General features: G+C 68.2%; 10 protein-coding genes. 1 reads left to right on the top strand and 9 read right to left on the bottom strand.

What is annotated here, in order from left to right; all coding sequences use genetic code 11:
* Positions 1-7: 7 nt before the first annotated feature.
* The 7 genes from J7D54_RS07330 to J7D54_RS07300 form a co-directional block, all read right to left on the bottom strand.
* Complete coding sequence (locus J7D54_RS07330) at positions 8-244, bottom strand: DUF6167 family protein (RefSeq protein WP_182764694.1); 237 nt, start codon at positions 242-244, stop codon at positions 8-10.
* Positions 241-621 carry a DUF948 domain-containing protein gene (locus tag J7D54_RS07325; RefSeq protein ID WP_245243896.1) on the bottom strand — a complete coding sequence of 127 codons (381 nt, stop codon included), beginning with the start codon at positions 619-621 and terminating at the stop codon, positions 241-243. The genes J7D54_RS07330 and J7D54_RS07325 overlap by 4 nt, the downstream gene beginning before the upstream one ends.
* Before the next feature lie 21 nt (positions 622-642).
* Entirely contained in the window at positions 643-2004 is a 1362-nt protein-coding gene (locus tag J7D54_RS07320; RefSeq protein WP_182764695.1) for a replication-associated recombination protein A, read from the bottom strand.
* A 9-nt stretch (positions 2005-2013) separates the two neighbouring features.
* On the bottom strand, positions 2014-3825 hold the full coding sequence (gene aspS / locus J7D54_RS07315; protein ID WP_182764696.1) for an aspartate--tRNA ligase: 1812 nt from the start codon (positions 3823-3825) through the stop codon (positions 2014-2016).
* Positions 3826-3904: 79 nt separating this feature from the next.
* The gene (locus tag J7D54_RS07310; protein ID WP_182764697.1) at positions 3905-4528 is read right to left on the bottom strand and encodes an NADPH-dependent F420 reductase; all 624 of its coding nucleotides are present in this window, start codon (positions 4526-4528) and stop codon (positions 3905-3907) included.
* Positions 4529-4536: 8 nt separating this feature from the next.
* Positions 4537-5871, bottom strand: a complete 1335-nt coding sequence (hisS, locus tag J7D54_RS07305) for a histidine--tRNA ligase (RefSeq protein WP_182764698.1) — start codon at positions 5869-5871, stop codon at positions 4537-4539.
* A 13-nt stretch (positions 5872-5884) separates the two neighbouring features.
* The gene (locus tag J7D54_RS07300) at positions 5885-6556 is read right to left on the bottom strand and encodes an MBL fold metallo-hydrolase (protein ID WP_220486408.1); all 672 of its coding nucleotides are present in this window, start codon (positions 6554-6556) and stop codon (positions 5885-5887) included.
* 30 nt (positions 6557-6586) lie between these two features.
* Between J7D54_RS07300 and J7D54_RS07295 the strand changes: the two genes are divergently transcribed.
* Complete coding sequence (locus J7D54_RS07295; protein WP_182764700.1) at positions 6587-7831, top strand: DUF349 domain-containing protein; 1245 nt, start codon at positions 6587-6589, stop codon at positions 7829-7831.
* A 91-nt stretch (positions 7832-7922) separates the two neighbouring features.
* On the opposite strand, the gene J7D54_RS07290 is transcribed toward J7D54_RS07295, so the two are convergent.
* Together J7D54_RS07290 and J7D54_RS07285 are read right to left on the bottom strand one after the other, a co-directional pair.
* Entirely contained in the window at positions 7923-10196 is a 2274-nt protein-coding gene (locus tag J7D54_RS07290) for a bifunctional (p)ppGpp synthetase/guanosine-3',5'-bis(diphosphate) 3'-pyrophosphohydrolase (protein WP_182764701.1), read from the bottom strand.
* 48 nt (positions 10197-10244) lie between these two features.
* The gene (locus J7D54_RS07285) at positions 10245-11330 is read right to left on the bottom strand and encodes a TrkA family potassium uptake protein (protein ID WP_182764702.1); all 1086 of its coding nucleotides are present in this window, start codon (positions 11328-11330) and stop codon (positions 10245-10247) included.
* Positions 11331-11334 lie beyond the last annotated feature (4 nt).

The following is an 11334-nucleotide window of genomic DNA, read 5'->3' as shown; positions in this document are numbered from 1 at the left end:
GTGGAGATCAGTTGGAGGTTGGTTCGGGGAGGTCGAGCTCGCGACGGAGCTCGGCCTCGCGCTCGGCCATGGCGCGGCGGAAGGTGGCCATGAAGTCGCCGAAGCCGGCGGCTGTCTCGTGGCCCTTCTTCTCGACCTGCTCGGCCATCCCGCGCGGCGTGAGTTTGTGCAGCAGTTCCCGGCCCCGCAGCATCACGAAGATGGTCAGCCCGATGCCGACGAGCATCCAGAAGAAGCGGCTCACTTCCTGCGCCCCTTGAGTGCCTTCCGCACGCCATAGCTGAACGCGGCGGTCTTCACCAGCGGGCCACCCAGGGTGGCGGCGAACAGCGTGGACAACTGGGCGGCGTTCTCGCTCACGACGGTGGCGTGCCCGGTGACCTTGGCGGCGTCTTCCGTCACGACCCCGAGCTTCCCCAGCTCGGTGTTCGTGGTGGCCACGGTGCTCTTGAGTTCCTGCAGCACCGGCACTGAGTTGTGCCCGATGTCGCGGACGGCGAGACGCACCTCGTCGAGGGCGCGCCCGGCTTTGAGCAGCGGTACTGCGGCCAGGGCCACGAATACGCAGGCCGCGATCGCCGCGATCAGGCCTGCGACCTCTCCAACAGTCATGAGCGTCATGGGCGTAACTCTAGCCGACCATCATCCTTCGCCCAGCAGCGCGCGCAGCGCAGCGACGCGCTCGGCGATGGCGGCCTCCTGACCGTGGTCCGTGGGGCGGTAGTACTCAGTTCCGGCGAGGTCGTCCGGCAGGTAGACCTGCGGCGCCACGCCGTGCGGGTAGTCGTGGGCGTACTTGTAACCCTTGCCGTGGCCGAGCTTCTCGGCACCGGCGTAGTGGGCGTCGCGCAGATGGGGTGGCACCAGACCGCCCTTGCCCTGCCGGATGTCGGCGATCGCCGCGTTGATCGCCGCGTAGGCCGCGTTCGACTTCGGCGCCGTGGCGGCCGCGACGGTGGCGTGGGCCAGCGTGATGCGCGCCTCGGGCATACCGAGCAGCTGCACGGCCTGGGCCGCGGCCACGCACGTCTGCAGCACTCCGCTGGCGGCCATGCCGATGTCCTCGCTGGCCGAGATCATCAGGCGCCGCGCGATGAACCTGGGGTCCTCCCCCGCCTCGAGCATCCGCGCCAGATAGTGCAGGGCCGCGTCCACGTCGGAGCCGCGGACCGACTTGATGAACGCCGAGATGATGTCGTAGTGCTGGTCGCCGTCCTTGTCGTAGCGCACCGCGGCGCGGTCTGCCGACGACTCCACAGAGGCCACGTCGATCAGCGCCCCAGCCTTGGCGTCGGCTGCCGCTGCGGACTCCTCGAGGTAGGTGAGCGCGCGGCGGGCGTCGCCGCCGGCGAGACGCAGAATGAGGTCGCGGGCGTCGTCCGCCAGTTCGAACAGGTCGCCGTTGGCGCGCGCCAGGCCGCGCTCGTCCGTGAGTGCGCGGTCCACGAGGGCGGAGAGGTCCGCGTTGTCGAGCGGCTGCAGGCGCAGCAGGAGCGAGCGCGACAGCAGCGGCGAGATCACGGAGAAGCTGGGGTTCTCCGTGGTGGCCGCGATCAGCGTGACCAGCCGGTTCTCCACGGCCGGCAGCAGCACATCCTGCTGGGCCTTGGAGAACCGGTGCACCTCGTCGACGAACAGGACGGTGGCGTTGCCGCGTGCCAGTTCCCGCTTGGCCTCGGCCAGCTCCGCCCGCACCTCCTTGACCCCGGCCGTGACGGCCGAGAGCTCGACGAAGCGCCGGCGGGTGGCCTGCGAGACGACCGAGGCGATGGTGGTCTTGCCGACGCCGGGAGGCCCCCACAAGAACACCGACATGGGTTGGCCCTCAGCGAGCCGGCGGAGCGGTGAGCCGGGGGCGAGGAGGTGCTGCTGCCCGACGATCTCGTCGAGCGAACGCGGCCGCAGGCGCACCGCGAGGGGCGCCTGCGGGTTCATCGCGTCGCTCAGCGACCCGCCCCGGGCCGTGGGCTCGGGTTCAGGGTTGCCGAAAAGGTCGTAGCTCATGGCCGTGGCTCAGGAAGCGCCTTCTGCCGGCTTGGCGTCCTTGGCGTCCTTGGGTTCCGGCTTGTGGTCCACGCCGGCCTCCCTGCGCTGCTTCGGGTCGATCGCGGCCGGGGCCTCGGTCAACGGGTCGAATCCGCCGCCGCTCTTCGGGAAGGCGATGACGTCGCGGATGGTGTCGAAGCCGCCGAGCAGCATGACGAGGCGGTCCAGCCCGAACGCGATGCCGCCGTGCGGCGGGGCGCCGAAGCTGAAGGCGTCGAGCAGGAAGCCGAACTTCTCCTGGGCCTCCTCGTCGCCGATGCCCATGACCTTGAACACCCGCTCCTGCACGTCGCGGCGGTGGATACGGATGGATCCGCCGCCCACCTCGTTGCCGTTGCAGACGAAGTCGTAGCCGTAGCTGAGCGCCGAGCCGGGATCGGTGTCGAACGTGTCCAGGCACTCCGGCGTCGGCGAGGTGAAGGCGTGGTGGACCGCGGTCCACTTGCCCGCGCCCACCGCGACGTCACCGGCGGCCTGAGCGTCCTCCGTCGACTTGAACATGGGCGCGTCGACCACCCAGACGAAGCTCCACTCGTCCTCGTTGATCAGGCCGGTGCGGCGACCGATCTCGAGGCGGGCGGCGCCCAGGAGTTCCTGGGACTGCTCCCGGCGGCCGGCGGCGAAGAAGATGGCGTCGCCCGGCTGGGCGTCCATGATCCCGGCGATACCGTCGCGCTCCACGTCGGACAGGTTCTTGGCCACCGGGCCACCGAGCGTGCCGTCCTCACCGATGGTGATGTAGGCGAGCCCACGGGCACCGCGCTGCTTGGCCCATTCCTGCCAGGCGTCGAACTGACGACGCGGCAGCGAGGCGCCGCCGGGCATCACGACGCCGCCGACGTACTCGTTCTGGAAGACGCGGAAGGCGGTGTCCTTGAAGAACTCGGTGAGCTCGCGGATCTTGAGGTCGAAGCGGAGGTCCGGCTTGTCGGAGCCGTAGTTGTTCATGGCGTCGTGCCAGGTGATCCGCGGCAGCGGCAGCGGCATCTCGACACCGATCAGACGCCAGCAGGCGGCCATCACCTCTTCGGAGAGGGCGATGACGTCGTCCTGGTCCACGAAGCTCATCTCGATGTCGAGCTGGGTGAACTCCGGCTGACGGTCCGCGCGGAAGTCCTCGTCGCGGTAGCAGCGGGCGATCTGGTAGTACCGCTCCATGCCGCCCACCATGAGCAACTGCTTGAACAGCTGAGGGCTCTGGGGCAGGGCGTACCACTTGCCCGGGTGGAGGCGCGCAGGAACGATGAAGTCGCGGGCGCCTTCCGGCGTGGAGCGCGTCAGCGTGGGGGTCTCCACGTCGTAGAAGCGGTGCCTGGCCAGCACCTCACGGATGGTGTGGGTGACGTTGGAGCGCAGCACCATGGCCTCGTGCTGCCGCGGGCGGCGCAGGTCGAGGTAACGGTACTTGAGGCGCACGTCCTCACCGACGGTGGTGCGCTCGTCGATCTGGAACGGCAGCGGTGCGGCGGGGTTCAGCACCTCGAGCTCGCGGATGACCACCTCGACCTCGCCGGTGGGGATGTTGGGGTTGACGTTGCCGTCCTCCCGCTTGTCCACCAGCCCGGTGACCCGGATGCAGAATTCGTTGCGCAGGTCGTGGATCCCGGCGGATTCGAGGTATTCGTCGCGCACGACGATCTGGCAGATGCCCGACGCATCCCGCAGGTCGATGAAGGCGACGCCGCCGTGGTCGCGGCGCTTGGCCACCCATCCGGCGAGAACGACTTCCTGGCCCACGTGCTCGGCACGCAACGTGCCGGCCTCAAAGGTGCGAATCACTTCACTTGTCCTATCTTCGGCTGCATAGACGGTGCAGCTCGTCCGGCCATCGTAACGAGACTCTGGCGTGGGGCGACAATCAGAGGCCGAGGGCCTCACGGAGCTCCGGCGCGGATACGGGCTTCCCGAAGACCGGGGAATCCGGTTCCAGGCAGCGGGACGCGGCCGTGGGTGCCTCCACCGGATCGAAGCCCAGGGAGTCGACGACGGAGGCCACGACGGCGCGGGCCTCCTGGTCGTCGGAGATCACGGCGATCGCCCGGCGCAGCGGATGGCCGGCCTCCCGGGCATCTCCCGTCAGGTCCAGATAACCGAGGTGGTTGAGCGACTTCACGAGCCGCATCTCCGGGTTGCGCATCTTGATCAGCGACGACGTGGTGCCGCCGTGCTCCTCGTCGAGGTGACCGCCTGCTGCCTCCCAGGCGTTCATTGCGTCGACGACGATCTTGCCGCCCAGCGCGTCGAAATCCACGGAGTGCGCCTTGCCGAACGGGATGGCCAGGACGACCAGATCAGACTGCGCGATCACGTCAGCCTCGGGCAGCAGCTGGGCTCCGGGGAGCACCGTGCCGATGACCAGCTCGAGCATTGCCTGGCGCGGCGAACCGGAGATCCTCACCTCGTAGCCGGCGTCGAGGGCCAGCCGGGCGAGCGCCGTGCCGAGCTTGCCCGCGCCGATGACGCCGATGCGCTGCACGTCCATGGTGGGCGTCAGAGCGCCGACCCGACGGAGACCCGGAGGTCTTCAGCCGGGGGCAGCCATTCCAGCGGCGAGGCCGGGACCTGCTCGCCGGTGCGGATGTCCTTGACCGAGTCGTCGTGACCGGCGCCGAACCAGACGAACGGGATGCCACGACGCTCGGCGTAGCGGATCTGCTTGCCGAACTTGTCCGCCTTGGGGGCGACCTCGACCGGGATGTTTCGGCTGCGCAGGGCGGCCGCGACGGCGATGGCCTGCTCGCGGGTCTCCTCGTTGTCCACGGCCACGAGGACCGCGCTGGGGACCGAGCGCGACGCCGTGAGCTTCTTCTGCCCGATCAGGGGGGCGAGGATGCGGGTGATGCCGAACGAGTAGCCGACGCCGGGGAAGGTGGTCTTCCCGTCGCTGGCGAGGGAGTCGTAGCGCCCGCCGGAGGCGACCGAGCCGAGCTTCTCCGAGCCCACCAGCGAGGTTTCGTAGACAGTGCCGGTGTAGTAGTCCAGCCCGCGGGCGATCTTGAGGTCCGCCACCACGCGGTCCGGCAGCGAGCGACCCGCCACCCGGATCAGCGCGGAGAGTTCCTCCAGGCCGGTGTCCAGCAGTTCATGGGTGACGCCCAGGGCCCGCACGTCGTCGACGAACGACTCGTCCGTGGCGGCGATGCCGGCCAGCGACACACAGGCCTGCGCCTGGGCGCTGCTCAGGCCGAGCTCGCTGGTCAGCAGTTCGGCCACCGCGTCCGGGCCGATCTTGTCGTACTTGTCGACGCGCTGCAGCACCGCCGCGGTGTCGTCGATGCCGAGACCCCGGTAGAAGCCCTCGGAAAGCTTGCGGTTGTTCGCGTGCAGGCTCACGGGGGGCAGCCCCAGGTCCGTGTGGAGCTTCTCGAACAGATCCAGGGCCACGAGCGGGATCTCGACGTCGTGGTGCGCGGCGAGGTTCCCCTGCCCGACGATGTCGATGTCGGCCTGCGTGAACTCACGGTAGCGGCCCTCCTGGGGGCGCTCACCGCGCCAGACCTTCTGGATCTGGTAGCGGCGGAAGGGGAAGGCCAGGTGCCCGGCGTTCTCCAGCACGTAGCGGGCGAACGGCACCGTGAGGTCGAAGTGGAGTCCCAGTTCGTCAGCATCCGCCGCTTCCGCGTGGAGGCGGCGGACCACGTAGATCTCCTTGTCGATCTCGCCCTTGCGCGCGAGTTGGTCGAGCGGCTCGACGGCCCGGGTCTCGATGGGGGCGAAACCGTGCAGCTCGAACGTGGTGCGCACCACGTCGAGGACGCGGTTCTCCACGAAACGACCGGCGGGCAGGAACTCGGGGAAGCCGCTGAGCGGCCTGGGGCGGGACAAGGTGGCGGTACCTCTACACGTTTCCGGGCTGCAGGTATGGGTTGGAAGCGAGTTCCTGGGCCAGGCTGGTGGGCTGGCCGTGGCCCGGCAGCAGAGGGGTCTGCGCCGGGAAGTGCTCGACGATGCGCCGCAGCGAGTCACGCATCTCGGCCATGTTACCGCCGGGCAGATCGGTGCGCCCGATCGTGCCCGCGAAGAGCACGTCGCCGCTGAACACCACTGTGGTTCGCGACGAGCTGACGCGAAGCAGCGTGGAGCCCTTGGTATGCCCGGGCGCCGCGAAGGCCTCGACGGTGAGGCCAGCGACCGTGAACGGCTCGCCGTAGTCGCGCACGTCGTCGATGGCGGGCAACGTCTCCGAGCCGGTGAGTTGCCGCAGCATCGCGGCGCCGCTGGGCCCCAGCCCATCAGCTGGGCGGGTGAGGAGGTGCTGGTCAGCGGTCGACAGATAGACGGGCACGCGCCACCTCGCGGCGAGCAGATGGGCGTCGCCCACGTGGTCCAGGTGGCCGTGCGTCGCGAGGATGGCCATGGGGCTCAGCCCGCGCTCACGGATGAGCGCCCCGACAGGCTCATCGGCGGTGATCCCGGGGTCCACGATGACGCACTCCGACACGTCCTCGGAAGCGCTCACCACATAACAATTTGCTTGCCAAGGGGATACAGGTATGGGCTGGACGAGCACACACCCACCCTATCCCGCTAGATTGGGCCCATGAGCGAACAGCAAGCGCCCGCAGATTTCGGCCGCGTCGATCCAGACGGCACGGTGTACGTCATCACGGGTGACACAGAACGAAGTGTCGGGCAGATTCCCGATTCCACCCCCGAGGAAGCCATGGCTTTCTACGTCCGCCGTTACGAGAACCTGGCTGCGGAGGTGACCCTGCTGGAATCCCGCGTGAAGGCTCAGGCGATGTCGCCCGAAGAGGCGCGCACCGCGATCGAAACTGCGAAGAAGAACGTCGCCGAGGCCAACGCCGTGGGAGACCTGCCGGCGTTGACCGCACGCCTCGAGGCCGTCAGTGAGCTGCTGCCGGCGCAGATCGAGGCGCGGAAGGCCCAGCGTGCGGAGCAGAACGCGGTCACCGTGGCCGCGAAGGAAGCCATGGTCGTGGAGGCCGAGCAACTCGCCGCCGGAAACGACTGGCGCGGCGGCGTGGACCGCTTCCGCACCCTGCTGGACGAGTGGAAGGCACTCCCCCGCATCGACCGCGCCACGGACAACGAACTGTGGCACCGCTTCTCGTCGGCGCGCACGCAGTACACCCGTCGCCGCAAGGCGCACTTCTCGGAGCTGAATTCGCATCGTGACGACGCGAAGGCCGCCAAGGAAGCGATCATCGCGGAGGCCGAGCCGCTCGCCACGTCCACGGACTGGGGCGCCACCTCTGCGGCCTTCCGTGACCTGATGACCCGCTGGAAGGCCGCGGGCAGCGCCCGTCGCGCAGACGACGACAAGCTCTGGGCACGCTTCCGGGGCATCCAGGACGAGTTCTTCAACGCCCGCTCCGAAGCGCAGAACGCCGCCGACGGCGAGCAGTCGGAGAACCTGGCCGCGAAGCAGGCGCTGGTGGAGAAGGTCGAGAAGGACCTCGAGGGTGTGACCGACATCGAGGCCGCCAAGAGCATCCACCGCGACTTCCTCGCCCAGTTCAACGAGATCGGCCATGTGCCCCGCAACGCCATGCGCGACATGGACAACCGGGTCCGCACCCTCGGCGAGAAGGTCTCCGAACTCGAGGCCGAAGAGTGGCGTCGCACGGATCCCGAGGCGCGCGAGCGCGCCGAGAGCACCGTGAAGATGTTCGAGGACCAGATCGCCAAGCTCGAGCAGGACCTCGCCCGGGCGAAGGAACGCGGCGACGACAAGAAGGCCAAGGACGCGCAGAAGTCGATCGAGACCTACACCAGCTGGCTGGAGCAGGCCCGGGAGACACTCGCAGATTTCACCAAGTAACCGGTCCGGGAACTTCGAGGGAGATTCCTGCCACATCGGCGCCCGAGGGCGTCATGTGGCGGGAATCTCCTTTTTTTGTGGCCGGATGCGCTCAGCCGGCGACGCGGAAGACGTCATAGACGCCCGGCACGCGCCGGATCAGGTTCATCACGTGCTGCAGATGGGTGGGATCTGCGGATTCGAACGTCATCTTGCCCGTGAACTGGCGCTGCTTGTTCGTGGTGATGTTCACCGCGAGGATGTCGAGGTGCTGCTCTGAGAGCACCGACGACACATCGGAGAGCAGGCGCGCGCGGTCGATGCCCTCGATCTGGATGGTCACGCTGAACGACGCGCCCTCCTGACTGTCGGACCAGGACACCGGCACGATGCGCTCGGGTTCCTTCATCAGCGACGGCACGTTGCTGCAGTCGCGGCGGTGCACCGAGACGCCGTCGCCCTTGGTGACGAAGCCCACGATGTCGTCGCCGGGCAGCGGGTAGCAGCACTTGGCGTACTTGGCGATGACCGAGTCATCGCCGTCGACGAGGATCCGCGCACCGTCGGTGAGCGGCCGACGGTGCTGTTTGACCACCAGGTCTTCCGTGACGGTGTCGACGGTCTCGTCCTCGCCGCCGTGCAACTGGACGAGCTTCTCGACCACGCCCTGCGGGCCGATGTGGCCCTCGCCGATGGCCACGTAGAGGCTGGGCACGTCGTTGTAGCCGAGGGCGTTGGCGACGGCCGTGAGGTTCTCCAGGGTCAGCAGTCGCTGCAGCGGGACGCCGGCCCGACGCAGGTCCTTCGCGAGCATGTCCTTGCCCTGCTCCATCGCCACGTCGCGACGTTCGCGGGAGAAGTGCTGGCGGATCTTCTGCCGCGCCCGCGAACTGACGACGAAGCCCAGCCAGTCACGGCTGGGGCCCGCGCCTTCGGCCTTGGAGGTGAGGATCTCGACCTTGTCGCCCTGCTGCAGCGGGGTGCTGAGCGCCACGAGGCGGCCGTTGACCCGAGCCCCGATCGTGCGGTGGCCCACCTCCGTGTGGACCGCGAAGGCGAAGTCGACGGGCGTGGCGCCGACGGGCAGCGCCATGACCTCGCCCTTCGGCGTGAACACGTAGATCTCGTCCGCGTTGATCTCGAACAGGACCGAGTCGAGGAACTCGCTGGGGTCCTCGGTCTCCTTGCTCATGACGCCAAGCTGGTGCATGGCCCGCAGGCCCGCCTCTTCGGGCGACACCCCGTCGCGCAGGTCCGCCTTGTACTTCCAGTGCGCCGCGACACCGTACTCAGCGCGGCGGTGCATCTCGTGCGTCCGGATCTGGAACTCGACGGGTTCGTTGTTGGCGCCCAGCACAGTGGTGTGCAGCGACTGGTACATGTTGAACTTGGGGCCGGCGATGTAGTCCTTGAACCGGCCGGGGATGGGCTTCCAGCCCGCGTGCGCCACGCCCAGCACCGCGTAGCAGTCCTTGATGTCGTGGACGAGGACCCGTAGACCGATGAGGTCGTAGATGTCCTTGAAGTCGCGGCCGCGCACCATCATCTTCTGGTAGATGGAGTAGTAGTGCTTCGGCCGGCCGTAGACCGTGGCGTCGATCTTGGCCTCGACGAGGAGTTTCTGGAACTGGGCGATCAGTTCGCGCAGGTAGCGTTCGCGGCCGGGTGCCTGCTGGGCCACCATGTCAACGATCTCGGCGTAGAACTTGGGCTCGATCGTGGCGAACGAGAGGTCTTCCAGTTCCCACTTGATCGTGTTCATGCCCAGGCGGTGGGCCAGCGGGGCGAAGATGTTCAGGGTCTCCGTGGCGATCCGCACCCGCTTGTCGGGGCGCAGGTAACCCAGGGTGCGCATGTTGTGCAACCGGTCCGCCAGCTTGATGACGAGGACGCGGACCTCTTCACTGGTGGCCATGATCATCTTGCGGATGGTCTCGGCCTTGGCCGTCTCGCCGTAGGTGAGCTTGTCCAGCTTGGTGACGCCGTCGACCATGTGGGCGACTTCCTCGCCGAACTCCAGCTGCAACTGCTCCAGCGAGTAGTCGGTGTCCTCCACCGTGTCGTGCAGCAGCGCGGCCACGAGCACCGGCTCCGTCATGCCCAGTTCCGCCAGGATGGTCGCAACGGCCAACGGATGCGTGATGTACGGGTCCCCGGATTTGCGGGTCTGGCCCTCGTGGTGGTGCTCCGCGACGCGGTAGGCGCGCTCGATGACCGCCAGATCGGCACGCGGATGGTTGGACCGGACGATGCGGTTCAGGGGATCGAGGATGGCCGATTTGGGCCGCACAGCACCCAGCCGGGCCAGCCGGTGCCGCATCCGGAGACGCGGCTGTTCCGGCCCGGTCACCAACCGGGAGGTACCGCCGAGGGGCTCATCCGTCATGCTGGCCAAGTGTAGTGCGTGTGCGCGCAGTGACGCGGACGGCGTGGATCAGAGGTCGTCGTCATCGACCGCGCGCAGCACGTCCTTCGACGCGGGCGGCGCGGCCCGGCGCACGACGATGAGCTCGTCGCCCGTCTCGATGCGGGTGGCGGTCTGGTCGTAGAAACGGCGCAGGGTGCCGTTGCGGATCAGACCGATGACCCGCTCCCCCAACACGGACGACGGTGGCTTGCCCACTTCCTCGATCTCCGCGAGACGCTGGTGGACCTCGAGACCCTCCGCGCCGGTCAGCATGTCCTGCATGATGGTGCCGAGTTCGGGGCCGATCGCCGACAGGCCCAGGAGCCTACCGACCGTCTCGGAGCTGGTCACCACCGACGACGCACCGGATTGGCGTACCAGCATCACGTTGTCCTGCTCCCGCACGGAAACGATGACGCCGGCCGTGGGGTTGATCTGCCGGACGTTGAGGGTGGTCAGGATGGCCGCGTCGTCACGGTCCAGCGAGATGATCACCTGCCGAGCCTTGGCCACCTCCGCCCGTCGCAACAGTGAACGACGCGTGGCGTCGCCCTGGAACGCGGCCAGCCCGTCCAGGTTGGCCTCGTTGACGGCCGCGGCCGAGTTGTCGATGACGACGATGCGGTCCGGCTTCTGGCCCTGCCTGCGAAGTGTGTTGACGGCGCTTCGCCCCTTGGTGCCGTAGCCGATGACGACGACGTGGTTACGCATGGTTCTTCTCCACAGGTTGTCCTTGATGCTGCGGCTGCCCTCGTTGGCGAGCACCTCGATGGTGGTGCCGACCAACAGCACCAGGAAGCCGATACGCAGCGGCGTGATCACCAGCGCGTTGACCAGGCGGGCATGCGTCGCGACCGGGGTGATGTCGCCGTAGCCGGTGGTGGTGACGGTCACCGTCGAGTAGTAGATGGCGTCGATGAAACTGACGCCGTCCTGGGCGGTGTTGTCGCGGTATGCATCGTTGTCGAGCCACACCAGCATGGTGGAGATCAACAGCAGGATCAGCGCGAGGGCGCCGCGGCGCGCCAGTTCCTTGAAGGGGGAGCTGGTGATGCGGGGCAGACTGACCAGGGACAGGACCCCGCCGCGCCCCCCGGGCTGGAGTTTGGCCATGGCC

The organism is Tessaracoccus sp. MC1865, assembly GCF_017815535.1.
Taxonomy (GTDB): domain Bacteria; phylum Actinomycetota; class Actinomycetes; order Propionibacteriales; family Propionibacteriaceae; genus Arachnia.
This window is presented reverse-complemented; position numbering and strand designations above follow the sequence as displayed.

What these genes read in the sequence shown, in the direction of transcription:
- J7D54_RS07310 (WP_182764697.1), bottom strand. Translation starts at nt 4,528, where the DNA reads ATGGACGTGCAGCGCATCGGCGTCATCGGCGCGGGCAAGCTCGGCACG.
- J7D54_RS07325 (WP_245243896.1), bottom strand. Translation starts at nt 621, where the DNA reads ATGACGCTCATGACTGTTGGAGAGGTCGCAGGCCTGATCGCGGCGATC.
- J7D54_RS07290 (WP_182764701.1), bottom strand. Translation starts at nt 10,196, where the DNA reads ATGACGGATGAGCCCCTCGGCGGTACCTCCCGGTTGGTGACCGGGCCG.
- J7D54_RS07295 (WP_182764700.1), top strand. Translation starts at nt 6,587, where the DNA reads ATGAGCGAACAGCAAGCGCCCGCAGATTTCGGCCGCGTCGATCCAGAC.
- J7D54_RS07285 (WP_182764702.1), bottom strand. Translation starts at nt 11,330, where the DNA reads ATGGCCAAACTCCAGCCCGGGGGGCGCGGCGGGGTCCTGTCCCTGGTC.
- J7D54_RS07320 (WP_182764695.1), bottom strand. Translation starts at nt 2,004, where the DNA reads ATGAGCTACGACCTTTTCGGCAACCCTGAACCCGAGCCCACGGCCCGG.